At 67.9% G+C, this 26376-nt stretch carries 33 protein-coding genes; 11 read left to right on the top strand and 22 right to left on the bottom strand.

Annotation, left to right across the window (positions count from 1 at the left end; translation table 11 throughout):
- Positions 1 to 330 (bottom strand): DUF1491 family protein, encoded by a 330-nt coding sequence (locus tag C6Y53_RS12500; protein WP_106472721.1) that lies wholly within the window; start codon positions 328 to 330, stop codon positions 1 to 3.
- 106 nt (positions 331 to 436) lie between these two features.
- A complete protein-coding gene (era, locus tag C6Y53_RS12495) occupies positions 437 to 1342 on the bottom strand; it encodes a GTPase Era (protein WP_106472720.1) in 906 nt (301 codons plus the stop codon).
- A gap of 276 nt (positions 1343 to 1618) precedes the next feature.
- On the opposite strand from era, the gene nhaC reads away from it, so the two are divergent.
- The gene (gene nhaC / locus C6Y53_RS12490; RefSeq protein ID WP_106474092.1) at positions 1619 to 3052 is read left to right on the top strand and encodes a Na+/H+ antiporter NhaC; all 1434 of its coding nucleotides are present in this window, start codon (positions 1619 to 1621) and stop codon (positions 3050 to 3052) included.
- A 108-nt stretch (positions 3053 to 3160) separates the two neighbouring features.
- A complete protein-coding gene (locus C6Y53_RS12485) occupies positions 3161 to 4477 on the top strand; it encodes a serine hydroxymethyltransferase (RefSeq protein WP_106474091.1) in 1317 nt (438 codons plus the stop codon).
- A 23-nt stretch (positions 4478 to 4500) separates the two neighbouring features.
- Here the strand turns inward: C6Y53_RS12485 and rnc are convergent, their stop codons facing one another.
- The 9 genes from rnc to folK all read right to left on the bottom strand — a co-directional run bounded on the left by rnc (position 4501) and on the right by folK (position 11914).
- Positions 4501 to 5199 carry a ribonuclease III gene (rnc, locus tag C6Y53_RS12480; protein ID WP_106472719.1) on the bottom strand — a complete coding sequence of 233 codons (699 nt, stop codon included), beginning with the start codon at positions 5197 to 5199 and terminating at the stop codon, positions 4501 to 4503.
- Positions 5196 to 6035, bottom strand: coding sequence for a signal peptidase I (gene lepB, locus C6Y53_RS12475; protein WP_106472718.1), 840 nt, complete (start codon positions 6033 to 6035; stop codon positions 5196 to 5198). The genes rnc and lepB overlap by 4 nt, the downstream gene beginning before the upstream one ends.
- A gap of 66 nt (positions 6036 to 6101) precedes the next feature.
- A complete protein-coding gene (gene acpS, locus C6Y53_RS12470) occupies positions 6102 to 6524 on the bottom strand; it encodes a holo-ACP synthase (protein ID WP_106472717.1) in 423 nt (140 codons plus the stop codon).
- A complete protein-coding gene (locus tag C6Y53_RS12465; RefSeq protein WP_106472716.1) occupies positions 6521 to 7228 on the bottom strand; it encodes a hypothetical protein in 708 nt (235 codons plus the stop codon). The genes acpS and C6Y53_RS12465 overlap by 4 nt, the downstream gene beginning before the upstream one ends.
- A gap of 7 nt (positions 7229 to 7235) precedes the next feature.
- Positions 7236 to 7985 carry a pyridoxine 5'-phosphate synthase gene (locus tag C6Y53_RS12460; RefSeq protein WP_106472715.1) on the bottom strand — a complete coding sequence of 250 codons (750 nt, stop codon included), beginning with the start codon at positions 7983 to 7985 and terminating at the stop codon, positions 7236 to 7238.
- Positions 7986 to 8018: 33 nt separating this feature from the next.
- Positions 8019 to 8675 carry a DUF2062 domain-containing protein gene (locus C6Y53_RS12455; RefSeq protein WP_106472714.1) on the bottom strand — a complete coding sequence of 219 codons (657 nt, stop codon included), beginning with the start codon at positions 8673 to 8675 and terminating at the stop codon, positions 8019 to 8021.
- A gap of 39 nt (positions 8676 to 8714) precedes the next feature.
- Positions 8715 to 10886 carry a RelA/SpoT family protein gene (locus C6Y53_RS12450; protein WP_106472713.1) on the bottom strand — a complete coding sequence of 724 codons (2172 nt, stop codon included), beginning with the start codon at positions 10884 to 10886 and terminating at the stop codon, positions 8715 to 8717.
- A 28-nt stretch (positions 10887 to 10914) separates the two neighbouring features.
- Positions 10915 to 11268, bottom strand: a complete 354-nt coding sequence (gene rpoZ, locus C6Y53_RS12445; protein WP_106472712.1) for a DNA-directed RNA polymerase subunit omega — start codon at positions 11266 to 11268, stop codon at positions 10915 to 10917.
- An 88-nt stretch (positions 11269 to 11356) separates the two neighbouring features.
- Positions 11357 to 11914 carry a 2-amino-4-hydroxy-6-hydroxymethyldihydropteridine diphosphokinase gene (gene folK, locus C6Y53_RS12440; RefSeq protein WP_106472711.1) on the bottom strand — a complete coding sequence of 186 codons (558 nt, stop codon included), beginning with the start codon at positions 11912 to 11914 and terminating at the stop codon, positions 11357 to 11359.
- A 148-nt stretch (positions 11915 to 12062) separates the two neighbouring features.
- On the opposite strand from folK, the gene C6Y53_RS12435 reads away from it, so the two are divergent.
- Positions 12063 to 12626 carry a LabA-like NYN domain-containing protein gene (locus C6Y53_RS12435; RefSeq protein ID WP_106472710.1) on the top strand — a complete coding sequence of 188 codons (564 nt, stop codon included), beginning with the start codon at positions 12063 to 12065 and terminating at the stop codon, positions 12624 to 12626.
- A 3-nt stretch (positions 12627 to 12629) separates the two neighbouring features.
- Here the strand turns inward: C6Y53_RS12435 and C6Y53_RS12430 are convergent, their stop codons facing one another.
- Together C6Y53_RS12430 and C6Y53_RS12425 are read right to left on the bottom strand one after the other, a co-directional pair.
- Complete coding sequence (locus C6Y53_RS12430; protein WP_106472709.1) at positions 12630 to 13094, bottom strand: c-type cytochrome; 465 nt, start codon at positions 13092 to 13094, stop codon at positions 12630 to 12632.
- Positions 13095 to 13177: 83 nt separating this feature from the next.
- Positions 13178 to 13681, bottom strand: coding sequence for a hypothetical protein (locus tag C6Y53_RS12425; protein ID WP_149615523.1), 504 nt, complete (start codon positions 13679 to 13681; stop codon positions 13178 to 13180).
- 140 nt (positions 13682 to 13821) lie between these two features.
- On the opposite strand from C6Y53_RS12425, the gene ispH reads away from it, so the two are divergent.
- The 6 genes from ispH (at position 13822) to C6Y53_RS12395 (ending at position 18051) form a co-directional block, all read left to right on the top strand.
- On the top strand, positions 13822 to 14772 hold the full coding sequence (gene ispH, locus C6Y53_RS12420; protein WP_106472707.1) for a 4-hydroxy-3-methylbut-2-enyl diphosphate reductase: 951 nt from the start codon (positions 13822 to 13824) through the stop codon (positions 14770 to 14772).
- A gap of 12 nt (positions 14773 to 14784) precedes the next feature.
- Positions 14785 to 15396: a LysE family translocator gene (locus tag C6Y53_RS12415; RefSeq protein WP_106472706.1), complete on the top strand. Its 612-nt coding sequence runs from the start codon at positions 14785 to 14787 to the stop codon at positions 15394 to 15396.
- A 6-nt stretch (positions 15397 to 15402) separates the two neighbouring features.
- Positions 15403 to 15864, top strand: coding sequence for a ribonuclease HI (gene rnhA / locus C6Y53_RS12410; RefSeq protein WP_106472705.1), 462 nt, complete (start codon positions 15403 to 15405; stop codon positions 15862 to 15864).
- On the top strand, positions 15861 to 16484 hold the full coding sequence (locus tag C6Y53_RS12405) for a trimeric intracellular cation channel family protein (protein WP_106472704.1): 624 nt from the start codon (positions 15861 to 15863) through the stop codon (positions 16482 to 16484). Before rnhA ends, C6Y53_RS12405 begins: the two co-directional genes overlap by 4 nt.
- A gap of 147 nt (positions 16485 to 16631) precedes the next feature.
- The gene (gene greA / locus C6Y53_RS12400; RefSeq protein ID WP_106472703.1) at positions 16632 to 17102 is read left to right on the top strand and encodes a transcription elongation factor GreA; all 471 of its coding nucleotides are present in this window, start codon (positions 16632 to 16634) and stop codon (positions 17100 to 17102) included.
- Positions 17103 to 17112: 10 nt separating this feature from the next.
- Positions 17113 to 18051: a hypothetical protein gene (locus C6Y53_RS12395; protein ID WP_106472702.1), complete on the top strand. Its 939-nt coding sequence runs from the start codon at positions 17113 to 17115 to the stop codon at positions 18049 to 18051.
- Here the strand turns inward: C6Y53_RS12395 and C6Y53_RS12390 are convergent.
- Genes C6Y53_RS12390 through C6Y53_RS12370 form a run of 5 tightly spaced genes read right to left on the bottom strand, consistent with a single transcriptional unit; the run spans position 18023 to position 21951 of the window.
- Entirely contained in the window at positions 18023 to 18631 is a 609-nt protein-coding gene (locus C6Y53_RS12390; protein ID WP_106472701.1) for a GNAT family N-acetyltransferase, read from the bottom strand. The genes C6Y53_RS12395 and C6Y53_RS12390 overlap by 29 nt on opposite strands.
- A gap of 3 nt (positions 18632 to 18634) precedes the next feature.
- Positions 18635 to 19888, bottom strand: a complete 1254-nt coding sequence (locus C6Y53_RS12385) for a molybdopterin-binding protein (RefSeq protein WP_106472700.1) — start codon at positions 19886 to 19888, stop codon at positions 18635 to 18637.
- Positions 19885 to 20412 carry a molybdopterin-guanine dinucleotide biosynthesis protein B gene (mobB, locus tag C6Y53_RS12380; protein WP_106472699.1) on the bottom strand — a complete coding sequence of 176 codons (528 nt, stop codon included), beginning with the start codon at positions 20410 to 20412 and terminating at the stop codon, positions 19885 to 19887. Before mobB ends, C6Y53_RS12385 begins: the two co-directional genes overlap by 4 nt.
- Positions 20409 to 21029 carry a molybdenum cofactor guanylyltransferase MobA gene (gene mobA, locus C6Y53_RS12375; RefSeq protein WP_106472698.1) on the bottom strand — a complete coding sequence of 207 codons (621 nt, stop codon included), beginning with the start codon at positions 21027 to 21029 and terminating at the stop codon, positions 20409 to 20411. Before mobA ends, mobB begins: the two co-directional genes overlap by 4 nt.
- A gap of 31 nt (positions 21030 to 21060) precedes the next feature.
- On the bottom strand, positions 21061 to 21951 hold the full coding sequence (locus C6Y53_RS12370) for a formate dehydrogenase accessory sulfurtransferase FdhD (protein WP_106472697.1): 891 nt from the start codon (positions 21949 to 21951) through the stop codon (positions 21061 to 21063).
- Between the two features lie 49 nt (positions 21952 to 22000).
- Between C6Y53_RS12370 and C6Y53_RS12365 the strand changes: the two genes are divergently transcribed.
- Positions 22001 to 22717 carry an AzlC family ABC transporter permease gene (locus C6Y53_RS12365; protein ID WP_106472696.1) on the top strand — a complete coding sequence of 239 codons (717 nt, stop codon included), beginning with the start codon at positions 22001 to 22003 and terminating at the stop codon, positions 22715 to 22717.
- Entirely contained in the window at positions 22714 to 23055 is a 342-nt protein-coding gene (locus C6Y53_RS12360; RefSeq protein WP_106472695.1) for an AzlD domain-containing protein, read from the top strand. Before C6Y53_RS12365 ends, C6Y53_RS12360 begins: the two co-directional genes overlap by 4 nt.
- Here the strand turns inward: C6Y53_RS12360 and C6Y53_RS12355 are convergent.
- From C6Y53_RS12355 to C6Y53_RS12340, 4 genes are all read right to left on the bottom strand, one after another.
- Positions 23044 to 23670: a hypothetical protein gene (locus C6Y53_RS12355; RefSeq protein ID WP_244614826.1), complete on the bottom strand. Its 627-nt coding sequence runs from the start codon at positions 23668 to 23670 to the stop codon at positions 23044 to 23046. The genes C6Y53_RS12360 and C6Y53_RS12355 overlap by 12 nt on opposite strands.
- 15 nt (positions 23671 to 23685) lie before the next feature.
- Positions 23686 to 23820 carry an aa3-type cytochrome c oxidase subunit IV gene (locus C6Y53_RS12350; protein WP_106472694.1) on the bottom strand — a complete coding sequence of 45 codons (135 nt, stop codon included), beginning with the start codon at positions 23818 to 23820 and terminating at the stop codon, positions 23686 to 23688.
- A 65-nt stretch (positions 23821 to 23885) separates the two neighbouring features.
- Positions 23886 to 24494 carry a hypothetical protein gene (locus C6Y53_RS12345; RefSeq protein ID WP_244614825.1) on the bottom strand — a complete coding sequence of 203 codons (609 nt, stop codon included), beginning with the start codon at positions 24492 to 24494 and terminating at the stop codon, positions 23886 to 23888.
- Positions 24481 to 26325 carry a glycerophosphodiester phosphodiesterase family protein gene (locus C6Y53_RS12340; protein WP_106472693.1) on the bottom strand — a complete coding sequence of 615 codons (1845 nt, stop codon included), beginning with the start codon at positions 26323 to 26325 and terminating at the stop codon, positions 24481 to 24483. Before C6Y53_RS12340 ends, C6Y53_RS12345 begins: the two co-directional genes overlap by 14 nt.
- Positions 26326 to 26376: the final 51 nt, after the last annotated feature.

The following is a 26376-nucleotide window of genomic DNA, read 5'->3' as shown; positions in this document are numbered from 1 at the left end:
TCAGCCCAGCCCGTCCTCGTCCAGCAGGTGGCGGCCCTGCCGGTCCTCGACCTCGATCACCCACAGGTCCGGGTCGAACCCGCGCTGGCGCGAGATGGCGGCATCCACGCCCGGCTCGGCCCCCGAGGCCAGCTCGGCCCAGACCCGGTCGCCCGACATCAGGTCGAAACTGCGCTGGAAGGCGGCGGCCTGCCCGTCGAGCGTGTTGAGCTTGACCAGCACCGCGCCGGCCGAGTCATCGCCATGGGCGGTGACGAAGGCGGGGATCCCGCGCAGCCGCAGGCGCGCCAGGTAGGCCTTGACCCAGAATTCGGTGGCGAGCCGGGTCATGGACCCACCCGGTGCCGCCCGGCGTGGCCGGTGCCGGCGCGCGCGGGCGGCGTGGGAGCCTCCGGCGGGGATATTTTTAGCAAGAGGAAGGGGCGCGCGCGCAAGATCAGGCCCCATCGCGGAAATCGAGGCCCATCTCGGAATAGCGCTCGGCCTCGTCGAGCCAGTTCGGGCGCACCTTGACCTGCAGGAACAGGTGGACCTTGCGGTCGAGGAAGGTCTCGAGCTCGGCGCGGGCGGCCTGGGACACCGCCTTGATGGTTTCGCCGCGCTTGCCCAGCACGATGCCCTTGTGGCCGTCGCGGGTGACATAGATCACCTGGTCGATGCGGGCCGACCCGTCCTTGCGCTCCTGCCAGTTCTCGGTTTCGACGGTCATCTGGTAGGGCAGTTCCTGGTGCAGCCGCAACGTGAGTTTCTCGCGCGTCATTTCGGCGGCGATCATGCGCATCGGCAGGTCGGCGATCTGGTCCTCGGGATAGAGCCAGGGGCTTTCGGGCAGTTCGCCGCCCAGCCAGCGTCGCAGATCGTCCACCCCGTGCCCCCTTTCCGCCGAGATCAGGAATGTCTCGGCAAAGTCGAACCGGTCGTTCATGTCGCGGCTCAGCGCCAGCAGGCTTTCCGCTTTGACCCGGTCGATCTTGTTGATCGCCAGCGCCACCTTGCGGCCCTGCGCCACCTCGGCCAGCCCGTCGAGGATACGGGTGACGCCATCGGTGATGCCGCGATGCGCCTCGATCAGCAGCACGATCACGTCGGCATCCGCGGCCCCGCCCCAGGCGGCGGCGACCATGGCGCGGTCCAGCCGGCGGCGCGGGCGGAACAGGCCCGGCGTGTCGACGAAGACGATCTGGGTCTCGCCTTCGATGGCCACGCCACGGATGCGGGCGCGGGTCGTCTGCACCTTGTGGGTGACGATGCTGACCTTGGCCCCCACCATGCGGTTGAGCAGCGTGGACTTGCCTGCGTTGGGCTCTCCGATCAGGGCGACGAAACCGGCGCGGGTGGTCATGGCTGGCGATCCTCTGGCGTGGGGTCCCGGGCGTCCTGTCGCGCCCTGCGGCCAATTGATCTAGCGGATTTGCGCCCGCAGGACCAGAGCCCTGTTGCCGATGCGCCAGCCTGCGGCGGTCACCGGCAGGGGCGTTGCGATAGCGGCTGGTCAAAGCCGGGAATTGTCATAAAGTTGTCAAAAATCGGACGGGTATGGGTCACAATCACCAGCGCCATCCCATGCGCCCCCGCGACAGCGCGGCGCATGGCGGTGACGCGACATGCCGAGGGACCGATGAAGACAGACATACCACATCACGCACGCGCACCGCATTTCTGGGAGGCGGTGCTGTCGCTCGTCTCGCTGGTTCTGGGGATCAGCGTCTCGATCGTCCTCTATGGGCTGGACCCGCAGGTGCCGATGCTGCTGGGGGTGCTGGTCGCCAGCCTGATCGCGCTGCGCTGCGGGTTCAGCTGGCAGAACATCCAGAACGGCATGGTGCGCGGCATCGCCAATGCGCTGCCGGCGATGATCATCCTGATGATCGTCGGCATCCTGATCGGGGTGTGGATCCTCGCCGGTGTCGTCCCGACGCTGATCTATTACGGGCTGCAGATCCTGGCCCCCGAGATATTCCTGCCCGCGGCGGTGGTGATCTGCGCGATCACCTCGCTGTCGACCGGCACCAGCTGGGGCACCACCGGCACCATCGGCGTCGCGCTGATGGGGATCGGGGCCGGGCTGGGGTTTCCGCTGCCGCTGGTCGCGGGCGCGGTGCTGTCGGGCGCCTATTTCGGCGACAAGATGTCTCCGTTGTCGGACACCACCAACCTCGCCCCGGCGATGGCGGGAACCGACCTGTTCACCCATATCAAGCACATGACCTACACCACCGGCGTGTCGATCACGCTGACGCTGGTGATCGAGGCGGTGCTGAGCCTGCGCTACAGCGGCGATGGCGGCGATCTCGAGCGGATCCAGACCATTCTGACCACGCTGGACGACAGTTTCATGATCAACCCGGTGCTCCTGCTGCCGGTGCTGGTGGTGCTGGTCGTGTCCTACCGCAAGATGCCCGCGATCCCCGGCATCGCCCTCGGCGTGATCGCCGGGATCGTCTGCGCGGTCGGGTTGCAGGGGGCGAATTACGACCAGATCGCCAATGTCGCCTTTGGCGGCTTCAGCGCGGATACCGGGGTCGAGGACGTGGATTCGTTGCTGTCGCGCGGCGGGCTGGAATCGATGATGTACACGATCAGCCTGATCATCGTGGCGATGATGTTCGGCGGCGTGATGGAGCGGACCAACCAGTTGAAGGTGATCGCCGACCGGATCCTGGCCGGGGCGAAATCGACCGGGTCGCTGATCGTCTCCACGGTCCTGACCTGCATCGGCGCGAACCTGATCCTGTGCGACCAGTACATGGCCATCGTCATGGGCGCGCGCAGCTATGCCGAAGCCTATCGCGAACGCGGGCTGGCCCCCGAGAACCTGTCGCGCGCGGTCGAGGATTCCGCCACCGTCACCGCCAACCTGGTGCCGTGGAACTCGGGCGGCGCCTACCAGGCGGCGACCCTGGGCGTGGCGACGCTGGCCTATCTGCCGTTCAACTTCTTCTGCTGGCTGTCGCCGATCGTCACCATCGTCTTCGGCATGATGGGCTGGACCATCTGGCGCATCGACCCCGATGAGCCGGAAGAACAGCCCAGCACCGTTGCCGCGGGCTGAGGCCGGCGGCGGGCAGACGCCATCGGTTGACCGGTGCGCGGCATCCGCTTACGGCTGGGTCCGATGGCGACCCGTTGCGGGCGCGAACCGTAACCGATGGGGACCGCGATGAGGCTGGTGAAACGCGACTGGGTGCCGGAACATTGCGAAACGCTGGTGCAGTCCATCGCCGGGGAAACCGCACAGGCGGGTTCGGCGGCGCTGCTGGCGCGGGTGCAGGCGCTGGCCGGGCGCAGCCGCGAGATCCACGACCGCGACTGTTTCAATCTCAACCCGGCCACCAACGTGATGAACCCGCGGGCCGAGGCGCTGCTGGCCTCCGGGCTGGGGTCGCGCCCGTCGCTGGGCTATCCCGGCGAGAAATACGAAACCGGCCTGGAGGCCATCGAACAGATCGAGGTGATCGCGGCCGAGCTGTGCGCCGAGGTGTTCGACGCCGATCATGCCGAGATCCGGGTGCCGTCGGGGGCAATCGGCAATCTCTACGGGTTCATGGCCACCTGCCGCCCCAGCGACACCATCATTGCGCCGCCCGCCGCCATCGGCGGACATGTCACCCACCATGCGGACGGGTGCGCCGGGCTCTACGGGCTGACCACCCTGCCCGCGCCGGTGGATGCAGATGGCTACAGCATCGACCTGGCGGGCCTGCGCGACCTGGCCCGGCGCGAACGGCCCCGGCTGATCACCGTGGGCGGATCGCTCAACCTGTTCGAACACCCGGTGGCCGGGATCCGCGAGATCGCCGACGAGGTGGGCGCAAAGGTGCTGTTCGACGCGGCGCACCAGTGCGGGGTGATCGCGGGCGGGGCCTGGCGGAACCCGCTCGATCACGGCGCGCACCTGATGACCATGAGCACCTACAAGAGCCTTGGCGGCCCCGCCGGCGGCCTGATCGTGACCAACGAGGCCGGGATCGCGCAACGGCTGGATGCCATCGCCTTTCCCGGCATGACCGCCAATTTCGACGCCGCGAAATCGGCGGCGCTGGCGGTCACGATGCTGGACTGGCGCGACTGCGGCGCCGCCTATGCACGGGCGATGATCGACCTGGCGGCGGCGCTGGCGCAGGCACTCGACGACCAGGGCATTCCCGTCTTTGCCCGGGCGCGCGGGTTTACGCGGTCGCATCAGTTCGCGGTCGAGGCGGCGCGCTGGGGCGGCGGACAGGCGGCGGCGCAGAAGCTGCGGCGCGCCGGGTTCCTCGCCTGCGGGATCGGCCTGCCGGTCGATCCGGTTCCCGGCGACATGAACGGCCTGCGCATCGGCACGCCGGAACTGGCGCGCTGGGGCGTGACAGCGGACCATGCGCCCGAGCTGGCCCGCCTGATCGCGCAGGCGCTGGACAGCGACAACCCCGACAGCCTGATGTCCGAGGTCACCGCGCTGCGGCACCGGTTCGACAGGCTGCATTTCGTGATCTGAAACCGCCCGGTCTCGCCGCCGCTTCAGGTGGCGCCGTCCACGTTGCCTTCGAGCCGTTCCAGCAGGGCGGCGGCGGCGGCCTGTTCGGCGCGACGCTTGGAATTGGCGGTCGCGCGGGCCTCCTGGCCCCCCGCCAGCCGGGCGGCGATGGTAAAGACCGGCGCGTGATCCGGCCCGGCGCGATCCACCTCGACATAGGCCGGGGGCTTCATGCCGCGCGCCTGCGCCCATTCCTGCAGCGCCGTCTTGGGGTCACGCGCATCGGCCTCGACCCGGGCGATGCGGTCGCCCCACAGCCTCAGCACCATCGCCTGCGCCGCCGCGAGCCCCGCATCGCGATAGACGGCGGCGATCACCGCCTCCATCGCGTCGCCCAGCAGCGCCTGTTTGCGCCGCCCGCCCGACATCATCTCGGAGCGGCCCAGTTTCAGCACCGCGCCGAGGTCGATCTCGCGCGCCACGTCGGCACAGGTTTCCTTGCGCACCAGCGCGTTGAACCGGGGCGCGAGCTGGCCCTCGGTCGCGCCCTTGTCATGGTCCAGCAGCGCCGTGGCCATCACCAGCCCCAGCACCCGGTCGCCCAGGAACTCGAGCCGCTGGTTGTCGTCGCGGTTCGGCGATGAATAGGACCCGTGGGTGAGCGCCCGCACCAGCAGCGCGGGGTGCTCGAACTCGTGGCCGATCCGCGCCTGAAACGCCGTCAGATCGGCCGACAGCTTCATTTGATCGCCTTGAAGAACCGGTCGGAGCGCCAGGTCCAGAAATACAGCATCGACCGGCCCGCGGACGAGAACATCACCCGGTCGGCGCGGCCGATCAGGTTTTCATAGGGCACGAACCCGACCCCGCCCGCCGCCTGCGGCAGCCGGCTGTCCGACGAATTGTCCCGGTTGTCGCCCATGAAGAAATAATGCCCCTCGGGGACGAGGTAGATGCCGGTATTGTCCGATGCCTGGTTGCCGATGTTCAGGACCGCGTGTTCGACCCCGTTCGGCAGCGTCTCGATCTGCCGCGACTTCAGGCAGGCCGCGCCTTCGCCGACGGGGCCGTTTTCGCAGCGCGGACGCAGCCGCTGGGGGCCCTGCGGGGCATAGGTTTCCTCGAACTCGCCCGCATCGGCCATCTGCACCGGCGCATCGTTGATATGCAGCACGCCGCCCTTGACCTGGATCCGGTCGCCCGGCAGGCCGATCAGCCGCTTGATGAAATCCCGCCCCGATACCGGGTGGCGGAACACCACCACGTCGCCGCGTTCCGGATCGCCGCCGAACAGGCGCGTGTTGTCGCCCTTGAAGGCGCCGCAGACATCCTCGGCATCGATGTTGATGCCGATGCCGGGCATGATCAGCGACGGGCACGAGGCATAGGAATAGCCATAGGCCATCTTGTTCACGAACAGGAAATCGCCGATCAGCAGGGTTTCCTTCATCGACCCGGACGGGATCCAGAACGGCTGGAAGAACAGCGTGCGGAACACGCCCGCGATCAGCAATGCGTAAACGATGGTCTTGATCGTCTCGACAATCGCGTTGCCCTGTTTCGTGGCTTTCGACGCCATGCTGCTCTCCGGTCTGTTCTTGTTTGCCGATGGTTTTTCGCTACATGCTGGGCGCGCGCCAGCGAGTCAAGGTCGCGCGGCCCGCGCATCCGCGATGGGGCGCGCCTCGATCACCACGATCGCCTGCGCCCAGGGGTGGTCGTCGGTGAGCGTGACATGGATGATCGCCTCGTGGCCCGGCGGGGTCATCGCGGCCAGCCGTTCGGCCGCCCAGCCGGTCACCTCCATCACCGGCTGGCCGGTGCGCAGGTTCGAGACCGCCATGTCCTTCCAGGCGATCCCCATCCGCAACCCGGTGCCCAGCGCCTTGGAACAGGCCTCTTTCGCGGCCCAGCGTTTGGCATAGGTGCCGGCGGTGTCGGCGCGGCGGTCGGCCTTGCGCCGTTCGACCTCGGTGAAGACACGGGTGCGGAACCGGTCCCCGAACCGGTCCAGCGTGCGCTGGATACGGTCGATATTGGCCAGGTCGGTGCCGATGCCCAGGATCATTGCGCGGGGTCCTCTTCCTCGCCGGTGACGTAATCGCCAACATAGCCCATCCAACCCATGATCCAGCCACCCAACTCACCCGCCTTGCCGGACCAGTCCACCTCGGCGACGCTCACCCCCGCCTCCCTGGCCTTTTCATAGGCGGCGCGCGGCGCATCGCTCATGCTGGCCCAGATTTCCGATTGGCCGGGAAGATCCTCGTAGTCGGGGATCAGTTCGCGGATCATCGCGGAGCAGTCGAAATCCGCGATGGCCTCGGCCCGGGCCGCATCCGGATCGGTCTCGGCGGCGAGTGCGGCTTCAAGCCCGGCCATGTCGGCCGCGGTGTCGCAGGCATCCTGCACCTCGAGCGCCAGTGCTCCGGCAATGACGGCAATGCCGACAACCGGGATCGCCTCGCCGCCGACCGAGGCGATGTTGCGGACAGCGCCGCGCTGAACGCGGCGGCTGACCTTTTCCGCCGTCTCGCGCCCGATCTTGCGGGCGGCCTTACGCCGGGCGAGCTTTTCACCTGACTCGCGGGCGGCAACGGTCGAGATACCGATCGCGTTCAGTGCCGTCGAAGCGGCAGTGTAGACACCGGTGACAGTCAGCGTCGCAACATTGAAGGCCAGCGAGGCGACAAGCGCCAGCACCGCGAAAAACGCGGCAAAACGGCGGATCAGGCGAAACGGGAAGGCGAGCAGCCGGACAAGCGGGGACATGCGGGCCTCAGGCGCTGCGCGCCTCGTCCATCAGCCGGCGCATTTCGGCAATGGCCGGGGTGAGGCCGCGGAAAATCGCCTCTCCGATCAGGAAATGTCCGATATTCAGCTCCTTCACCTCGGGAAAGGCAGCGACCGGCTGCACCGTGTCATAGGTCAGCCCGTGCCCGGCATGCACCTCCAGCCCCAACCCATGCGCATGGGCCGACATCCGGCGCAGTGCCTCGAGTTCGGTGTCGCGTTCGTCGAACCGGCCCTCGGCATGGGTGTCGCAATAGGCGCCGGTGTGCAGTTCGACCACCTGGGCGCCGATCCGGTGGGCGGCGTCGATCTGGCGCGGATCCGCGGCGATGAAGATCGACACCCGGCAGCCCGCATCCCGCAGCGGCGCGATGAAATGCGCCAGCCGGTTTTCCTCGCGCGCCACGTCCAGCCCGCCCTCGGTGGTGCGTTCCTCGCGCTTTTCCGGCACGATACAGACCGCGTGAGGCTTGTGCCGCAGGGCGATGGCCTGCATTTCATCGGTGGCCGCCATCTCGAAATTGAGCGGCACCGTCAGCACCTCCATCAGCCCGTCGATATCGGCGTCGGAGATATGGCGGCGGTCTTCGCGCAGATGCGCGGTGATGCCGTCCGCACCCGCCTCCTGCGCGATACGCGCCGCGCGCAGCGGATCGGGATAGGCGCCGCCGCGCGCGTTGCGCACGGTGGCGACATGGTCGATATTCACACCCAGCCGCAGTTGCTTGTCGGTCATCGCCTGCTCCTTCCTCGCATGCCCAGCCCGACCCTAATCCGCTTTGGGAACGCCGTCAGCCTCGATTTCGGCCCGCTGCTTGATCGCCTCGAACTTGGCCTTGATCTTGTTCTTGCGCCGCGTCTGATAGGCCCGGATCACCGGCACCGACAGGTAATAGGCGATGGTTCCGGCAACCATGCCCGGCAGCAGCCCGCCGACCAGGTAGGGAAAGAACACCTCGTCATAGAACAGGTGCAGGCCCTGCCAGTCGGCATCGCGGTCGGTGAACATGGCGATGAAATTGTCGCGCAGGTCGCGGCCGGCATCGACGAACTTGCCGCCGAAGGACCGGTGGGTCCGGTCGTCGAATTCGGTTCCCAGCAGGAAATGACCGGTCTGCAGCGAAATCAGCCCGATCGGCACATAGGTCAGCGGATTGCCGAAGAAGGTGGACATCAGCGCCGCCAGGATATTGCCCCGCAACAGGCGCGCCACCAGGAAGGCGACCAGGAAATGCAGCCCGTAGAACGGCGTGAACGTGGTGAACACCCCGGCCCAGATGCCGCGCGCGATGCGTTCTGGGCTGTCTGGCAGCCGGCGCAGCCGGTGCTTCACATACAGGAACGCCCGCGTCCAGCCGCCACGAGGATACAGGAAATCGGCCAACGTGCGCAGGACGGACCGGCGGTCACGGCGTCGGAAAACCACTGCCCAGCCCCTCCTGCCCGGTTTCGCCCGGCCAGACCGTCACGGCTGCGCGACGGGGGCCTGTCCCTCGTCCGCCGTGGCCAGTCCGGCGAGGTCACGCCCACCCGTTTCGCGATAGCGGTCGATCGAGGCCACGTCGCTTTCCGCCTCCAGTGCCAGCATCAGCGAATGAAGCTGCTCGGCATCCCTGAGTTCCACGTTGATCATGAGGCGGAAATAGTCCGGTTTGCGGTCGACGAATTCGAGGTTCGAGATATTGGCCTTCTTCTCGCCGATCAATGTGCAAATACGTCCCAGCACCCCGGCATCGTTGCCGATGGTCACATCCAGCGTGGTGCCATAGACCGCCGGATGCGTCCCGGCATGCCAATGCAGGTCGACCCAGCGGTCCGGCTGGTTCTCGTATTCCGACAACCGGTCGCAATCGATGGCGTGAACCACGACCCCCTTGCCCCGGTAGGTGATGCCGACGATGCGTTCGCCCGGCAGCGGCTGGCAACAGGTGCCGCGCTCGAAGCTCTGGCCCGGTTCCAGCCCCACCACCGCCCGTCGCGCCGGGATCTGGTCGCCCTCGTCACGGGCGAGATCGGGATAGACCGCCTGCACCACGTCATGCGCCGTCAGCTCGGCGCTGCCCAGCCGCGCCAGCAATTCCTTGCTGTCGCTCAGGCGCAGATGCTTGGCGGCGGTGTCCAGCACCTTGTCGGTAGCCTTGCGGTCCACATGTTCAAAGGCCGATCGCGCCAGTTCCCGCCCGAGTTTGACAAAGCGTTCCCGGTCCATTTCCCGCAGCGCGCGGCGGATCGCGGCGCGGGCCTTGCCGGTCACCGCGATCTCCAGCCACGAGGCCTGCGGGGTCTGCCCCTCGGCGGTGATCACCTCGACCGACTGGCCGTTTTTCAGCCGCGTCCACAGCGGCACCCGGATCGTATCGACCTTGGCGCCCACGCAGGCATGGCCTATGCGGGTGTGGATGGCATAGGCGAAATCGATCGGCGTCGCCCCGCGCGGCAGTTTCACCACGTCGCCCTTGGGGGTGAAGCAGAACACCTGGTCGGCATAAAGCTCCAGCCGCAGGTTCTCGAGGAAGTCCTGGTGGTCCTCCTCGGCGTCGAACTGTTCCGACACCGTCGACAGCCATTTCGCCGGGTCCACCGCAAACGGGTTCTCGGCGCGTTCGCCATCCTTGTAGGACCAGTGCGCCGCCACGCCGGTTTCGGCCACCTCGTGCATCTGCTGGGTGCGGATCTGCACCTCGACCCGCTTGCCGTCGCGGCCGGAAACGGTGGTGTGGATCGACCGGTAGCCGTTCGATTTCGGCTGGCTGATGTAATCCTTGAACCGCCCCGGCACCGCGCGCCAGCGCTGGTGGATCGCCCCGAGCGCGCGATAGCAGTCTTCTTCGCTGCCGGTGATGATGCGGAACCCGTAGATGTCGGACAGCCGGGAAAAGCCCTGGTCCTTTTCCTGCATCTTGCGCCAGATCGAATAGGGTTTCTTGGCGCGCCCGAACACCTCGGCCTCGATCTCGGCCTCGGCCAGTTCGAACCGCATGTCGCCGGTGATCCGCTGGATCACGTCGCCCGATTCGCGCTGCAACGTGATGAAGCGGCGCATGATCGACGCGCGGCCTTCGGGGTTGAGCACGCGGAAACACAGGTCCTCGAGCTCGTCGCGCATCCACTGCATCCCCATGCGGCCCGCCAACGGCGCATAGATATCCATCGTCTCGCGCGCCTTCTGCACCTGCTTTTCCGGGCGCATCGACTTGATCGTGCGCATGTTGTGCAGCCGGTCGGCCAGCTTGACCAGGATCACGCGCAGATCCTTGGACATGGCCATGAACAGCTTGCGGAAGTTCTCGGCCTGCTTGGTTTCGTTGCTGTTGATCTGCAGGTTGGTCAGCTTGGTCACGCCATTGACCAGCGCGGCGACCTCTTCGCCGAACCGGCTGGCCACCTCGCCGTAGCTGGCCTGGGTGTCCTCGATCGTGTCGTGCAGCAGCGCGGTGATGATCGTGTCGTCGTCGAGATGCTGTTCGGTCAGGATCGCGGCGACGGCGACGGGGTGGCTGAAATAGGGCTCGCCGGAATGGCGGAACTGACCGTCATGCATCTCGCGGCCATAGTAATAGGCAGCGCGGATGCGATCCTCGTTGGTCTTGGGATTGTAGTTGCGGACAAGGGCAATCAGGTCGTCAGCAGAAATCATCCCGTCCGCATCCCGTGTCGCGGCCTGCTCAGCCCTGTCCCTGGGCCTCCATGAGCTGGCGCAGCAGCATTTCCTCGTCCATGTCGTTTTCGGCCGGCTTGTCGGATTCGGCCCCCATCAGCAGGGCCATCTGATCGTCTTCCGGTTCGTCGACCTCGATCTGGGTCTGGTTGCTTTCGATCAGCCGTTCGCGCAGATCGTCCGCGCCCTGGGTCTCGTCGGCGATCTCGCGCAGCGACACGACCGGGTTTTTGTCGTTGTCGCGGTCCACGGTGATCTCGGCACCAGCAGAGATCTCGCGCGCCCGATGGGCAGCCAGCATCACCAGTTCGAACCGGTTCGGAACCTTGTCAACGCAGTCTTCGACGGTTACGCGGGCCATGCGCGGCACTCCACAGTTTTTTCATCCGGAAAGCGGGTTCTAATCCCGAATCTTTCTCTTGACAAGCGAAGAATCCGCGGCCTCCGGATCAGATCGGCCGCACCGCGTCACGGTCCGCCGCCGGCAGCGCCGCGCACATCCGCGCAACGCTATGTCCGGTCAGCGGATGGGTCCAGCCCGGCGCGACATCCGCCATCGGCACCAGCACGAAGGCGCGGTCCTGCAGGCGCGGATGCGGCAGGATCAGCCGGTCGGGCGTCGCCCGGACCTGCGCCTCGGCGGGCAGGTGCCGCCACCGGGTCTGGACGGTGGCGTCGGGCAGCACCCTGTCACCATAGGCCACCAGGTCGAGATCGAGCGTGCGCATCCCCCAGCGCCGCGCCCGCGCCCGGCCGAACCGGGCCTCGATCCCGTGCAGCGCCGTCAGCAACGCCCCCGGTTCCATCGCGGTTTCGACCGCCACGACCGCGTTGACATAGTCCGGCCCCGCCCCTGCCGGAAAGCACGGCGTGGCAAAGAAACGGCTCAGGCCGCGAATCGAAATGTCAAGACCTGCCATGGCGGCAACCGCCCGGCCCAGCGTCACCACCGGCGACCGGTCGCCGAAAGGCAGGTTTCCCCCTAGCGCGATTATGCCGGATGACATGGAAATGACCGAAATTGACAGACTACGAACATATATAGCCCTTGCTATACGACCCAGTTTACTTGATCATCCTTCAACCGCCTCGCCGATCCTATTTTCACACTCACGGACCATTTTGGCAAAGCGGTTGTGTCGAAAGGGATATTTGATGTTTTACAAGGACGAACGGCTCGCGCTGTTCATCGATGGCTCCAACCTCTATGCTGCAGCAAAGGCCCTGGGCTTCGATATCGACTACAAGCTTCTGCGCCAGGAATTCATGCGCCGGGGCAAGCTTGTTCGCGCCTTCTACTACACCGCCCTTCTGGAAAACGACGAATATTCGCCGATCCGGCCCCTGGTCGACTGGCTGCACTATAACGGGTTCACCATGGTGACCAAGCCGGCCAAGGAATACACCGACAGCATGGGCCGCCGGAAGGTCAAGGGTAACATGGATATCGAACTGGCGGTGGACGCGATGGAACTCGCCCCGCGGGTCGATCACATCGTGCTGTTTTCCGGCGACGGGGATTTCCGGCCGCTGGTGGCCAGCCTGCAGCGCCAGGGCGTGCGGGTCTCGGTCGTCTCGACCATCCGCAGCCAGCCGCCGATGATTGCCGACGACCTGCGCCGGCAGGCCGACAATTTCATCGAGCTCGAGGAACTGCGCGACGTGATCGGCCGGCCGCCGCGCGATCATGGCGAACCGCGCAGCGTGGCCAACGGCTGAGTATTAGCCGCCGGCCTGATCGTTCATGGCATTATGCCGGTCGATGATGGCGGGCGGCCAGGTGCTCTTGATATAGGCCAGCACGGCGAGGATTTCGTCCTCGTCCAGAACATCCCCGAACCCGGCCATGCGGCTCTTGTAGCCGTCGCCCACCAGACGTTCGGTTCCCAGCGTGGTGATGGCAACAAGCTGCCCGTCGGGGTGATGCCAGGTATGGCCGGTCTGGTCATGGGGCGGTGCCGGCAGATATCCCTCGGCGTCGCGTTCGCGCCAGTTGGCCTGCCCCTGCAACCTGTCGCCGTGGCAGCTGGCGCAATAGTCGCCATAGACCTGCGCCCCCTGCGCCACCGCATCGGCATCCCGGTAGGGCAACAGCCCCTGCGCCTGCGCGCCCGGCCGCAGCAGCCAGGCCGCGCCCGCCACCACCGCCACCACGCCAAGCCCGATCGCCATACCCGTTCTGTTCATTGTCGCCCTCTGCAATCATCGGTTCGGGCGCTTGGTGGCAGCTTCCCGCGCTGGAAGGTCCAGTCACGACCGCGTGACCGTTCTCACCAGTCGACCACGGTGAAATAAACCATCACGCCCTTGTCCTTCTTCTCGAACTCTCTCGGATCGGCCCAGACCTTGATCGAGAACTTGGCCTTGGTGTCGTATTTGGGATCCAGCACCCATTGCGTGATCGGGATGGTCAGCGAAGGCACACCCGCACCGGGTTTTTTCGCCGACCACTTGGCTCCCGCCTTGGGCATCTTCGAGACTGTGGGTCCAACGTCTTTCTTCTTTTTCTTGTCCAGTTCCTTTTTCAACTGATCGGCAAGAAACTGCACCACTTTCTTGTCCACCGACTTGATCTCCTTGCAGACGTTCTTGACCACCTCCTCTTCGATCTTGTCGCCGACCTTGTCCGGCTTGATCGCGCGCCCCGCCTTCCTGGCGATCTTCTTGCATTCGGCTTCCATCTTCTTCTTGGCCGCTGCGGGTATGAGATCGGGCATATTGCAATCTCCTAAAGGTTCAAAAAAGCGGCCAGCGCCCGAAACCCTGCGGGACATGTGGCCAGCGTCAGTCTAGCACAGCTGCGCCGGGATCGAGTAATCCGGTTCCCCGAACCTTTCGCGGTAACGCCATGTTGCCCATGGCTGGACCCTGACCGCCCGAAAGCGTATCGGTGGCCGCGAAGAAGGAGACTGATATGACCAAGTCCCCCCTCACCCTCTATCTGGCCGCGCCGCGCGGGTTCTGCGCGGGCGTCGACCGGGCCATCAAGATCGTCGAGATGGCGATCGAGAAATGGGGCGCGCCGGTCTATGTCCGTCACGAGATCGTGCATAACCGGTTTGTCGTGGACGGGCTGCGGGCCAAGGGCGCGGTTTTCGTCGAGGAACTGGACGACTGCCCGGTCGACCGCCCGGTGATCTTCTCGGCGCATGGGGTGCCGAAATCGGTCCCCAACGAGGCCGCCCGCCGCGACATGGTCTATGTCGACGCGACCTGCCCGCTGGTCTCCAAGGTCCATGTCGAGGCCCAGCGCCACGCGGATAGCGGGCTGCAGATGATCATGATCGGCCATGAAGGCCACCCGGAAACCATCGGCACGATGGGTCAGCTGCCCGATGGCGAGGTGCTGCTGGTCGAAACCGTGGACGACGTGGCAAGCGTGCGGGTGCGCGACCCCGACCGGCTGGCCTATGTCACGCAGACGACGCTGTCGGTGGATGACACCGCCGACATCGTGGCCGCGCTCAGGGCGCGGTTCCCGGCGATCATCGGCCCGCACAAGGAAGACATCTGCTACGCCACCACCAACCGCCAGGAAGCGGTCAAGGCGATGGCCCCCAGGGCCGATGCGATGCTGGTGGTCGGCGCCCCGAACTCGTCGAACTCGCGGCGGCTGGTCGAGGTCGGCGCCCGCGCCGGATGCCCCTATGCGCAGCTGGTGCAGCGGGCGGACGATATCGACTGGCGCGCGCTCGAAGGTATCGGCAGCATCGGCATCACCGCCGGAGCCTCGGCCCCTGAAACGCTGGTCGACGAGGTCATAGACGCCTTTCGCGCCCGGTTCGACGTTACGGTGGAACTGGTCGAGACCGCCACCGAGAACGTCGAATTCAAGGTGCCGCGCGTGCTGCGGCAACCGGCCTGAGAGGAGGCCCGAATGACACCGCAATTCCTGCTGACCGCGTTCGTGGTGGTGCTGGCCCCCGGCAGCGGCGTCATCTACACGCTGGCAACGGGCCTCGGCCGGGGCCGCAGGGCCGCGTTCTGGGCGGCGCTGGGATGCACCATCGGCATCCTGCCGCACCTTCTCGCGGCGGCGATGGGGCTGGCGGCGGTGCTGCACGCCTCGGCGCTCATGTTCCAGATCGTCAAATTCGCGGGCGTGGCCTATCTGCTCTATCTCGCCTGGCAGATGCTGCGGGCGCACGGAGCGCTGTCGGTATCGGCGCAGGACCGGGTCGAACCCGGCTGGATCATTGCCCGGCGCGGTGCGCTGATCAATCTCCTGAACCCCAAGCTCTCGATCTTCTTTCTCGCGCTGCTGCCGCCGTTCCTGTCGGGCGACCCGGCCACCGCAACGCGGGAAATGGCCGGCCTGGGCGCGGTGTTCATGGGTCTCACCTTTGCGGTGTTCGCGCTTTACGGGATCTTCGCCGCCCGCGCCCGGACGCTGATCCTGGGCAGCGAACGGGTGATGCGCTGGCTCAATCGCGGCTTTGCCGGCATCTTTGCCGCGCTGGCCGCACGGCTGGCGCTGGAACGCGCGTGACCGCCCATGGCTGAGCTGTTCGCCTATACCGACGGCGCCTGTTCCGGCAATCCCGGCCCCGGCGGCTGGGGTGCGCTGCTGCTGGCCCGGCAGGACGGCACCGTGCTGCGCGAACGCGAACTCAAGGGCGGCGAGGCACAGACGACCAACAACCGGATGGAACTGCTGGCGGCGATCAACGCGCTCGAGGCCTTGGGCCGCCCGGCCAAAATCACCGTCGTGACCGACAGCACCTATGTGAAAAACGGCGTGACCGGCTGGATCCACGGCTGGAAACGCAATGGCTGGAAAACCGCCGCCAGGAAACCGGTGAAGAATGCCGAGCTGTGGCAGCGGCTGGACGCGGCGCAGGCCCGCCACCAGGTGACCTGGGAATGGGTCAAGGGCCATGCCGGCCACCCGGAAAACGAACGCGCCGACGAACTGGCCCGCGCGGGCATGGCCCCGTTCAAGACCGGCCGCAAATGACCCTGCTGACGCTGCTCGATTTCGGCGCGGTCCTGATCTTTGCACTGACCGGCGCGCTGGTGGCCAGCCGGGCGCAGCTGGACCTGGTGGGATTTGCCTTTGTCGCCTGCCTGACCGCCGTGGGTGGCGGCACGGTGCGCGACCTGCTGCTGAACCGCGACCCGGTGTTCTGGATCGGCGCGCCTTCCTACATCCTGCTGGCCACGGCGGCAGCCATCGTCGTGTTCTTCACCGCGCACCTGGTCGAAAGCCGCTATCGCTGGCTGCTCTGGCTGGACAGTTTCGCGCTGTCGATCGCCGTGGCCGCCGGTGCGGGCGTGGCGATGCAGCTGGACCAGCCGCCGGTGATCGTCGCGCTGATGGGCGTGACCACCGGCTGCATGGGCGGCCTGATGCGCGACGTGGTGGTCGGCGAGGTGCCGCTGGTGCTGAAACATGGCGAGCTTTATGCCACGGCGGCGCTGGCCGGTGCGCTCACCGCGCAGGTGGTGGCAACCGCCGGCGCGGGCAGCTATGCGGCCCTGCCCGCGGGCGCGGCGGTCTGCTGGGCGCTGCGGGCGGGATCGCTGGCCTTTGGCTGGTCGCTGCCCGCCTACAAGAGCCGCCCGCCCCGGCACTGACCGCACCGGCACGGGGTCGCGCATGCCCCCCTGATCTCGCGAATGCCCCTTGCAATCCCGCCCCGCTTCGGGTCTGTTTGATCCAGTCCAAACCGTCGCCCCGTCGTTTTCCACGGCGGGGCGCCAGATTTTCACGGGTTGCGTGCCATGGAAAAAATCCCGATGACACCGGCGGGCTTCGCCGCGCTGGAATCCGAACTCAAGATGCTCAAGTCCGAGGAGCGTCCCGCCATCATCAAGGCGATTGCCGAGGCGCGCGAACACGGCGACCTGTCGGAGAATGCCGAGTATCATTCCGCGCGCGAAAAGCAGTCCTTCATCGAGGGCCGGATCAAGGAGCTCGAGATGATCATCGGCCGCGCCGAGGTGATCGACCCCACCCGCCTGTCCGGTTCGATCAAGTTCGGCGCCACGGTGACGCTGATCGACGAGGACACCGAGGAAGAAAAGACCTGGAAGATCGTGGGCGAGCACGAGGCCAGCATCGAAAACGGGCTGCTCAACATCAAGTCGCCCATCGCCCGCGCCCTGATCGGCAAGGAAGAAGGCGACAGCGTCGAGGTCCGCACGCCGGGGGGCGAACGGTCCTACGAGGTGATCCGCATCCTGTTCAGCTAGGGTTTCCACCGTGCCCGAAACGCCCCGGAAGTCGCACCTGTCAACCGCGTTGGGGGTGTATGACCGCGCGCCGCGCCAGCCTGTCACCGGATATGAGGCGGCGGCGGCGCTGCTCAGCCTCGCCTGGCTGGGGCTGACACTGGCGCTGGGGCTGGTGCCCGCGCCGGATGCGGCCGGGTATGTCGTGGCCGTCCTACCGCTGGGGCTGATCTGGATCACCGCGCTGGCCTTGCGGCACGCGCGCGAAACGCAGGCCGAACTGGACCGGCTGCGCGCCGTCGTCGATGCGCTGCGACAGACCCACCTGCTGCAACGGCAGACCAGGGCCGCCGGAGGCGGACCGGCGACCCGGACCACGGCGGCAGCCTCACCCGCGCCGGAGCCCGCCGCGGCGGGGGATGCCGCGATACCGGCGACGGATGGTGCGGTGGCCGAACAGGGGGCGCTCGCGCTCGATCCGCCGGCCCCGCCACCGGTGCCTTTGCCCGCCGACGATTTCCTGCGGGCGCTGAATTTCCCGGAATCCGCCGCCGATGTCGACGGGTTCGCCGCGTTGTCACGCGCCCGGCGCAACCGCGTCGCGGCGCAGCTGCTGCAGGCGGCCGAGGATGTGCTGACCCTGCTGTCGCAGGAAGGCGTCTACATGGACGACCTGCGCCCGGATACCGTCCGCCCCGAGATCTGGCGCCAGTTCGCGCAGGGCCAGCGCGGCCCCGCCGTATCGGCGCTGGGCAGCGTCCGCGACCCGGACACGCTGGACCCGGTTTCCGCGCGGATGAAGGCGGATCCGATCTTTCGCGACGTGGCGCATCATTTCCTGCGGCTGTTCGACCGGATGCTGGCCAATCTCGAACCGGTGGCGACCGACGGGGAACTGGTGGAACTGGCCAATACCCGGACCGCGCGGGCCTTTATCCTGCTCAGCCGGGTGGCCGGGGCGTTCGACTGACCGGCAGGCGCATCCGGGTCGCGCCGGAAAATCCGAACACATGGCGCAGCGGGCCGATCCGTTCGCTGCCGACCGCCTGGAACCCGAAACGTTCATAGAGCGCCCGCGCCCGCGGGTTGCTGTCGATCACGTCCAGCTGCACTGCCTCCAGCCCGCGCGCCGCCGCCTCGCGCATCACCGCATCGAGCAGCGCCGTCCCCACGCCCATTCCGCGCGATGTGGCATCGACGCACAACCCGTCCATCTGGAACACGCCCGGTTCCAGGTCGCGTTCGAACACCGACAGCAGCGCCCCCCGCCAGAGCGCGCCGAACCATCCATAGACCGCCGCCAGATCCCGCAGCGTCCCGCCCACCAGCCCGCCCCGGTCGGTCTTGAACCCCGCAAGCCCCACCAGCGTCCCGGCCGCGTCCCGCGCCGTGATCGCGAATTGCGGGTAGAGCACCGGTTCGAGGAACCGCAATGCCCGGTCCTCGGGGCCCAGCACGCGCCCGAGCTTGGCCGAGAATGCCTGCCAGAACAGCCGCGTCGCCACGGGGCGTTCCGCTTCGTCGAACCCGACCGAGATCGTGACCGCCATCGCTCAGAGCCCGTAGCTGCCATAGGGAATGAACCGGACCGGGTCGCCGGGGCGGACATGGCGTTCGCCATCCTCCAGTTCGACCAGCCCCTCGGCCCAGCTCAGCCCGCTGATGCGGCCCGAGCCTTCCGACGCGAAAACCTCGGCCCGCCCGTCGCGCATCCGCGCCCGCAGGTATTCCCGCCGTCCCGGCTTCTTGCGCTTTTCGAACCCGGCGGGCGTCTCGAACCCGACCGGGTCGCGCCAGCCCGCGCCCGCCAGCAGCCCCAGCGCGGGGCGGGCGAACACCAGCGTGCAGACCATCGCCGCGACCGGATTGCCGGGCAGCCCGAACACCGGCCTGCCCTGCCACAGGCCCAGCGCCAGCGGGCGGCCCGGCTTGATCGCGATGCGCCATCGCTGCATGGCACCGGCATCGCGCAGCAAGGCGCTGACATGATCCTCGTCCCCCGCCGAGGCGCCGCCCGATGTCAGGATTGCATCCGCCCGCGCCGCCGCATCGTCCAGCCGCGCGCGCAGCGCCGCGCGATCATCCCCGACACGGCCCATGTCAACGGCATCGAACCCGAACCGCGCCAGCATCGCCAGCAGCATCGGCCGGTTGGCATCGTGGATCTGCCCCGGACCGGCCTGCGCCCCCGGTTCGACCAGTTCGTCGCCGGTGGACAACACCGCCACCCGCAGCCGCGCACGCACCGGCACCGCCCCGATCCCGACCGCCGACAGCAGCGCCGCATCCGCCGGGGTCAGCGCCCGCCCCGCCCGCAGCGCCACCTCCGCGGCCCGGATGTCCTCGCCCGCGCGGCGAGTATTCGCGCCGCGTTTCAACGGGCCGCGAAAGGCGATCTCGCCGTCGCCCACGGTCACGTCCTCGTCCAGGATCACCGTGTCCACGCCGTCAGGCAGCGCCGCGCCGGTCAGGATGCGGATCGCGGACCCCGCCGGAACCGGGCGATCGAAGCGCGGACCGGCGGCGGCGCGGCCCTCGATCACCGGCAGGCGATGCACGCCCTCGGCGACGGCACCGGCAAACCCGTAGCCGTCCACCGCCGCGTTGGGCAGCGGCGGGTTCGACCGCAGCGCGGCCACATCCTCAGCCAGCACCCGGCCCGGCGCCGCGAAGGGCGTCACGGTTTCGATCCCCGTCACCGGCCCCAGCCGGTCGCGCAGCAGCGCCAGCGCCTCGTCGACCGGGGTCCAGTCGACACCGGCGGGCAGGGCGAAACAATCGTTGCGCAGGGGCGGCGGTTCGATCATGCGCAGCCATGCCCCCGCTGGCCGGGCGCGGGCATCAGGCCCACGTCGGACAGGATGAAATCGGCCACGCCGACGGTATCGTCGAGATCGAACACCGGGCGGTCGAGATCGAGCGGCGCGTCACTGGCCACCGCGCGCACGGTATCGTCGCCGGGCGCGATCAGCGGATTGCCGGTGGCGGCGCGATGCGCCTCGACCTTGGGGTGGCCGTCGCGCTTGTAGCCCTCGACCAGCACCAGGTCGACCGGCGCCAGCCGCGCCAGCAGCGCCTGCAATGGCGGCTCGGCCTCGTCGCGCAATTCATGCATCAGGGCGAAGCGGTTGCGCGAGGCCAGCAGCACCTCGGTCGCCCCGGCCACGCGGTGCCGGTGGCTGTCCTTGCCGGGCTGGTCCACGTCAAAGGAATGATGCGCGTGCTTGACCGTGGACACGGTGAAACCGCGCCCGGTGATCTCGGCAACCAGCCGCTCCATCAGCCCGGTCTTGCCCGCGTTCTTCCAGCCCACCACACCGTATATTCTCATTCCCGTGCCTCCAGCAGCGCCGCCGCGCGGGTCAGGTCGTCGGGCGTGTTGACGTTGAAGAACGGATCGACCGCGCCGGTGGGGAACTCGGCGATCCGGGCGCCATGGGGTTCGGTCCACAGGACCACCTTGCGCAAACCGCCCTCCAGCGCGGCGCGCAGATCGTCGCGCAGCGCCACCGGCCAAAGCCCGAATGTCGGGTGCCGCACCTGCCCGCGCGCCGGGTCGGGTGTCGCCGCCAGCGCCAGCGGATCCGCCATGCCCTCGGAGGCCAGCAACAGGCGGGGCACCAGGTCGCAGGGAAAGAACGGCGTGTCGGCAGCGGCGGTCACGATACGATCGGCGCCCTGCCCTGCGGCCCAGTCGAGCCCGGCCAGCACGCCCGCGAGCGGCCCGGCGAACCCTCCCACCGTGTCGGCGATGACCGGCAGGCCGTAACCGGCAAACCGGGCCGGATCGCCATTGGCATTGAGCGCGAGCCCCGCCACCTGCGGCGCCAGGCGGTCGATCACATGCGACAGGATCGTCCGGCCGCCGAGCCGCAGCAACCCCTTGTCGCCGCCGCCCATCCGGCGGGCCTGCCCGCCGGCCAGCACCACCCCCAGGGGTTGTTTCATGCGCGGCCTCCTGCCTGTGGGGTCCATCGGATCATGCGCGCGCGCCCTTGCGGCGGTGCCTGTGGTCCTCGTCCTCGACCGCGCCGGGGTCCACGTCGCGCAGCAGCCGTTCGGCGCCCGACAGGCAGACGAACCGCCGCCCGCGCATCCGCCCGATCACCGTCAGGCCGACCTGGCGCGCAATCTCGACGCCCCAGGCGGTGAACCCGGACCGCGAGGCCAGCACCGGGATGCCCATCATCGCGGTCTTGATCACCATCTCGGATGTCAGCCGCCCGGTGGTATAGAGGATCTTGTCCGCCGCGCCTTCGCCCGTATGCAGCATCCATCCGGCGATCTTGTCCACCGCATTGTGACGGCCCACATCCTCCATGTAGACCAGCGGGCGGTTTTCCCGGCACAGCACGGTGCCGTGGATCGCGCCCGCCTCGAGATAGAGCGAGGGCGTCCGGTTGATCCGCGCGGCCAGGTCATAGAGCCAGGAGCTGCGCACCTGCACCGCGGGCAGCCGCACCTGGTCGAGCCCCTCCATCATGTCGCCGAACACGGTGCCGACGGCGCAGCCGCTGGTGCGGGTCTTGCGCCTGAGCTTGTCCTCGTAGGAGGTCTGCCGCGCGGTGCGCACCACCACGGTTTCCAGGTCGTCATCGTAATCGACGCCGGTGATCTCGTCGTCGTCGCGCAGCATCCGCTGGTTGCGCAGGAACCCCAGCGCCAGGTATTCGGGATAGTCCGCGATGGTCATCGCGGTGACGATCTCCTGCCCGTTGAGGAATATGGTCAGCGGGCGTTCCTCGACCACGCGGATACGCGCGGGCGCGCCGTCATGGTCCACGCCATCGACGGCACGGGTCAGGCGCGGCGCCGCCGGATCCGGGGCGATGACGTAATCCGCCACATCGCGATTGACGGCCAATTGCAACCCCTTCCGATCACGGCTACTGCGAACGGGAGCAGTCTAGGATCAAGCGATGCCGGCCTCCACCGCAAAATCATTCTTCTGGAAAGCGGTCCGCGATTCGATTCCCTTCGTCTTCGTGGCGGGGCCGTTCGGGCTGCTGTTCGGCGTGCTGGCGACCGAGGCCAATCTGGACCTGCTGGCGACGATGGTGTTCACCACCACCGTGTTCGCCGGCGCCGCGCAGTTCACCGCGCTGCAGGCGCTGAACGACCATATGCCGACCCTGATCGTCATCATCTCGGCGCTGGCGGTGAACCTGCGAGTGGCGATGTATTCCGCCGCGCTGACGCCCTGGCTGGGCAACGCGCCGTTCTGGCAGCGGGCGCTTGCCGCCTATTTCACCGTCGATCAGTCCTATGCGCTGTCGGTGGCGCAGTACGAAACCCGCCCGGACATGTCGATACCGGAACGCATGGCCTATTTCTTCGGCACCGTGGCGCTGATCGCACCGCTCTGGTATCTCTGCACGCTGGCGGGCGCGCTCCTGGGGGCGCGGATACCCGAAAGCTGGGCGCTGGACTTTGCGTTGCCGATCGCCTTTCTGGCGATGATCGCGCCGATGCTGCGAACGCCGGCGCATGTGGCCGCGGCGCTGGTGGCGATCGTCACCGCCCTGCTTGCCGCCGGCCTGCCTTACAATCTCGGTCTGCTGGTCGCCGGGCTGGCCGGCATGATGGCCGGGGCGCGGGTCGAAGCGGCCGCCGAACGCCGGGCGGGCGTGGCATGACCGGGACCGCCACCATCGACACCGGGGTCTTGTGGACCGTCATCGCCGCCCTGGCGGTGGGCAGTTTCGCGCTGCGGTTCGTCTTCATCGGCCTGGTCGGCAACCGCCCGATGCCCGCCTGGCTGCTGCGGCACCTGCGCTATACCGCCGTCGCGATCCTGCCGGCGATGGTCGCGCCCCTGGTGGTCTGGCCCGCCGCCACCGGCGGGCAGCCCGATGCCGCACGCCTGGCCGCCGCCGCGACGACCATGGCCGTGGGTCTGTGGACGAAAAACGTGCTCGCCGCGATCCTCAGCGGCGCCGGAATGCTCTGGGCGCTGCAGTGGCTACTCGGCTAGGGCCGCGTCCTGCGCGAGCCTGCGGTCGCCCTCGGCCAGCGCCTTTTGCAGATCGGGGCTGTCATCCTCGTGATATTCCTCGGTCCTGACGCCGGGCAGGCTGCCGAACTGGCGCATCAGCCGCTTGGGCGAGAACCCGCCCCGGACCTGTTCGAACCCGGGCACCTTCTGCAACAGCTGCGCCGTGGCGTTGGAACAGAACGCCCCCGCCACCGCCCCGTTGGACAGCGCCAGCCGATAGGCGGTTTCCGCCTGCTGTTGCGTCACCTCGACCGACTGGATCACCACATGATGGGTCGACCGCGCATGGGCCCCGCGATAGGCCTGTTCGATCGCCGGGGAGATGCCAAAGAGCACGTCGTTGCGCTCGGGCACGACCGAGGCATAGAACGAACCGGCGGGATCGAAGATCACCCGCTCGGAGGCCGAGATCATCAGCGACGAATGCGCCCCGCCGCCGGTGCGGTTGTTGATCATCGTATAGAGCACCAGCTCGGGCGGGCCGGGATCGGTATAGCGCACCCTGGCGATGGTTTCGTCATCGGCATAGGGCTGTTTGGTCGCGCAGGCCGACAGCATCGCCAGCGCCGCGAGCAGGCACAGGAAAACACGCACGACGGGGAACCGGTCTCAGGTGATGAAAATCGCCATCAGGACCAGCAGGATGAGGATCAGCGTCACCACCCACACGGTTGCCTTGACGAAGCCGTTGAAGGTCTTGCTCTGTTCGGTGATGTCCATTTCGCCGTGCTTGAACTCAGCCATAGTCGGTCAGCCCCTGAATAACGTGTCCCGGGCTGGATAGAGCATTTGAAAAACGCTGTCACCCGTCATTTGTCCTCGCCCGCCCTGCCGCCGAGGTCCAGCACCGAGCAGCCGGGCCAGCCATAGCCCCAGCGCCAGGGCAGGCCGGAACAGGGCGCGCCGCCGAACCGCACCGCCATGAACATCGCCCCCGCGATGGCGCCAAAGGCGGTGTCCACCTGCGCCGGGGCGACGTCGTATTCCGCCGCCATCTCGGTGCGCCGCGCGGCGCCGGTATCGGTCACGCAGGCCTGCAGGGCCCGATCCGCCGCCAGCCGCGCGTCATAGCTGGCGGCGGGATCGGCGGCGCCGCCCGCGTCATGGTAGGCCCGGTCATGGGTGACGCAGCACGGTTCCCATGGCGGGGCGGCCTCAAAGGTGTCGGCGAAACCGGGGAACGTTCTCGCCACCAGCCGCCAGACATCGGACAAGCCGCCCGAACAGCCATCGGTTTCGAACGGCGCCAGCGCCGTGTCGGGCCCGGCGATCCGGTCCATCAGCGCCCGGTGCGCGGGCATTTCGACAGCCCGCGACACCGCGCCGTCCTGCGCCCAGGCGGCACCGGTGGCACCGGCGGCACTGGCCGCCCCCAAGGCCAGCAGCAGCGCCCCGGCGATCCCGTCACGGCTGGTCATCGCGCGGCGCCTTCACGTTCATGTCCAACCCCAGCTGCTGCGACAGCCACAGTGCCAGTCGCTCGGCGCTGTTCAGCCCCGCCCGCGCCTCGAGCACCTGCCGGGCCAGCGCCGGCTGATCGGTGATCAGCCCGTCCGCCCCCATCGAGATCATCTGCGACATCTGCAGCGGATCGTTCACCGTCCAGACATAGAGATCCTTGCCCGCCGCCTCGACCATGCGGGCCAGGTGCACGCTGGCGGCCCCGGTGTTCACGGCGATGAAATCACCCTGCAACCCGGCGAGATCGCCCACGGCGGTGGCGGCCAGCACGCCGGTGCGCCAGCCGGGGCGCAGCGTCAGCATCTTCTGCACGGCGGGGTATTTCAGCGACATGGTGGCGATCCGGTCCTGCATGCCCAGTTCCTCGACGATGCCGATCACCCGGTTTTCCAGATCCACGTCATGGCCGTAATATTTCAGTTCGATCAGCACGTTGGCGCGCCCCCTTGCCGCCGCCAGCACATCGCGCAGCAGCGGGACGCGCTGATCGGCATAGGCCGGGTCGAACCAGCTGCCGATGTCGATGCCGGCAAGATCGTCCATCGTCGCGTCCCAGATCTTGAGGTCGATGCCCGAGAGCTTCATGAAATCGCTGTCATGCATCACCACCACGCGGCCATCGACGGTTTCCTGCACGTCGATCTCGACCCAGTCGGCACCGTCGGCAATCGCCTGTTCGACCGAGGCCATGGTGTTTTCCGGCCGCAGCCCGGCGGCGCCGCGATGGGCGATCACCACCACGTCATCCTCTGCCGTGACCCGCTCCAGCAGCTTGTCACCGGTCCAGAACGCCAGCGCGACCAGCACCCCGAGCGCAACCAGCACCACGCCGCCCCGGCGCCGCAGCCCGCCGGGCGACCGTGCCGCATCGGGCAGCGGCGCGGGCCGTTCCGCGAAATGGCGGTCGAACAACGCCGCCAGTGCCGCCAGCGCCAGCCCCGAGATCATCGTCGCGGCCAGCGCCCACAGCCCGGCGACGATCAGCGCCAGAGCCAGCGCGACCCGCAGCCCGTTGCCCGGCGACAGCGGCACGAGGTTCAGGACCACCCCGGCCACCAGCCCCGGCAGGACCATCAGCACCGTGCGCACCAGCAGCCAGAGCACGATCTCGATCTTCAGGCCGGTGCGTTTGCCGCGCATCCGTGCCGCGCTCGCGGCAAAGGCCGCAACGGGCGGAGTGTCCGCGAACAGCACCAGGTGCAGCGCCAGCGCCCAGGATGACAGGCGCAGCAGCAGCACCACCGCCAGCGCCAGCAGCAGCACGGCCCCGATCCCGACCGCGGCCAGAAATTCGGGCGGATGGGTGGACAGGTAATAGTTGATGTCATAATCGCCCAGCAGCCACAGCGCCGCCGCCCCGCCGACCGCGAGAAACGGCAGCGCGATCAGCAGCACGCGCAGCAGGAACACGCCCGCGAAGACCAGCAGCGGGCGCAGCCGCGACAGGATCACGCCCAGCGCCGCGCGCGCCGTCGCCAGCCGGTCGCCGGTCTCGAACCGCAGCAGCGCCGCCAGCGCCGCGAAGATCAGCACCTCGGCCACCAGCAGCAGGCTGGCAATGCCGATGGTCACCACCATCCCGCCGGGGGTGAAGATGTAGGCGGCGATGTCCTGGTCGGTCAGCGCGCTCTGGTTCGACAGGGAAACCGCGAGATTGACCAGCAACGCCAGCACCGGCGCGATCACCGCGTAGACGGCCAGCCGCATCACCAGATAGACGCCGCCGAACAGCCAGCGCCGCGCCCAGGCGACACCGTAGGCGTGGCGGACAGCTTGCATCGGCGTCATCGGCACCTCCCTGGTCACGCCCTGATTGAACGCGACCGCCGCGCGGACGGC

Source organism: Pukyongiella litopenaei, from assembly GCF_003008555.2.
Taxonomy (GTDB): domain Bacteria; phylum Pseudomonadota; class Alphaproteobacteria; order Rhodobacterales; family Rhodobacteraceae; genus Pukyongiella; species Pukyongiella litopenaei.
This window is presented reverse-complemented; position numbering and strand designations above follow the sequence as displayed.

Coding starts and splice junctions, on each gene's coding strand:
- C6Y53_RS12500 (WP_106472721.1), bottom strand. CDS start 330: ATGACCCGGCTCGCCACCGAATTCTGGGTCAAGGCCTACCTGGCGCGC.
- era (WP_106472720.1), bottom strand. CDS start 1,342: ATGACCACCCGCGCCGGTTTCGTCGCCCTGATCGGAGAGCCCAACGCA.
- nhaC (WP_106474092.1), top strand. CDS start 1,619: ATGAAGACAGACATACCACATCACGCACGCGCACCGCATTTCTGGGAG.
- C6Y53_RS12485 (WP_106474091.1), top strand. CDS start 3,161: ATGAGGCTGGTGAAACGCGACTGGGTGCCGGAACATTGCGAAACGCTG.
- rnc (WP_106472719.1), bottom strand. CDS start 5,199: ATGAAGCTGTCGGCCGATCTGACGGCGTTTCAGGCGCGGATCGGCCAC.
- lepB (WP_106472718.1), bottom strand. CDS start 6,035: ATGGCGTCGAAAGCCACGAAACAGGGCAACGCGATTGTCGAGACGATC.
- acpS (WP_106472717.1), bottom strand. CDS start 6,524: ATGATCCTGGGCATCGGCACCGACCTGGCCAATATCGACCGTATCCAG.
- C6Y53_RS12465 (WP_106472716.1), bottom strand. CDS start 7,228: ATGTCCCCGCTTGTCCGGCTGCTCGCCTTCCCGTTTCGCCTGATCCGC.
- C6Y53_RS12460 (WP_106472715.1), bottom strand. CDS start 7,985: ATGACCGACAAGCAACTGCGGCTGGGTGTGAATATCGACCATGTCGCC.
- C6Y53_RS12450 (WP_106472713.1), bottom strand. CDS start 10,886: ATGATTTCTGCTGACGACCTGATTGCCCTTGTCCGCAACTACAATCCC.
- rpoZ (WP_106472712.1), bottom strand. CDS start 11,268: ATGGCCCGCGTAACCGTCGAAGACTGCGTTGACAAGGTTCCGAACCGG.
- folK (WP_106472711.1), bottom strand. CDS start 11,914: ATGTCATCCGGCATAATCGCGCTAGGGGGAAACCTGCCTTTCGGCGAC.
- C6Y53_RS12435 (WP_106472710.1), top strand. CDS start 12,063: ATGTTTTACAAGGACGAACGGCTCGCGCTGTTCATCGATGGCTCCAAC.
- C6Y53_RS12430 (WP_106472709.1), bottom strand. CDS start 13,094: ATGAACAGAACGGGTATGGCGATCGGGCTTGGCGTGGTGGCGGTGGTG.
- C6Y53_RS12425 (WP_149615523.1), bottom strand. CDS start 13,681: ATGTCCCGCAGGGTTTCGGGCGCTGGCCGCTTTTTTGAACCTTTAGGA.
- ispH (WP_106472707.1), top strand. CDS start 13,822: ATGACCAAGTCCCCCCTCACCCTCTATCTGGCCGCGCCGCGCGGGTTC.
- C6Y53_RS12415 (WP_106472706.1), top strand. CDS start 14,785: ATGACACCGCAATTCCTGCTGACCGCGTTCGTGGTGGTGCTGGCCCCC.
- rnhA (WP_106472705.1), top strand. CDS start 15,403: ATGGCTGAGCTGTTCGCCTATACCGACGGCGCCTGTTCCGGCAATCCC.
- C6Y53_RS12405 (WP_106472704.1), top strand. CDS start 15,861: ATGACCCTGCTGACGCTGCTCGATTTCGGCGCGGTCCTGATCTTTGCA.
- greA (WP_106472703.1), top strand. CDS start 16,632: ATGGAAAAAATCCCGATGACACCGGCGGGCTTCGCCGCGCTGGAATCC.
- C6Y53_RS12390 (WP_106472701.1), bottom strand. CDS start 18,631: ATGGCGGTCACGATCTCGGTCGGGTTCGACGAAGCGGAACGCCCCGTG.
- C6Y53_RS12385 (WP_106472700.1), bottom strand. CDS start 19,888: ATGATCGAACCGCCGCCCCTGCGCAACGATTGTTTCGCCCTGCCCGCC.
- mobB (WP_106472699.1), bottom strand. CDS start 20,412: ATGAGAATATACGGTGTGGTGGGCTGGAAGAACGCGGGCAAGACCGGG.
- mobA (WP_106472698.1), bottom strand. CDS start 21,029: ATGAAACAACCCCTGGGGGTGGTGCTGGCCGGCGGGCAGGCCCGCCGG.
- C6Y53_RS12365 (WP_106472696.1), top strand. CDS start 22,001: ATGCCGGCCTCCACCGCAAAATCATTCTTCTGGAAAGCGGTCCGCGAT.
- C6Y53_RS12360 (WP_106472695.1), top strand. CDS start 22,714: ATGACCGGGACCGCCACCATCGACACCGGGGTCTTGTGGACCGTCATC.
- C6Y53_RS12350 (WP_106472694.1), bottom strand. CDS start 23,820: ATGGCTGAGTTCAAGCACGGCGAAATGGACATCACCGAACAGAGCAAG.
- C6Y53_RS12345 (WP_244614825.1), bottom strand. CDS start 24,494: ATGACCAGCCGTGACGGGATCGCCGGGGCGCTGCTGCTGGCCTTGGGG.
- C6Y53_RS12340 (WP_106472693.1), bottom strand. CDS start 26,325: ATGACGCCGATGCAAGCTGTCCGCCACGCCTACGGTGTCGCCTGGGCG.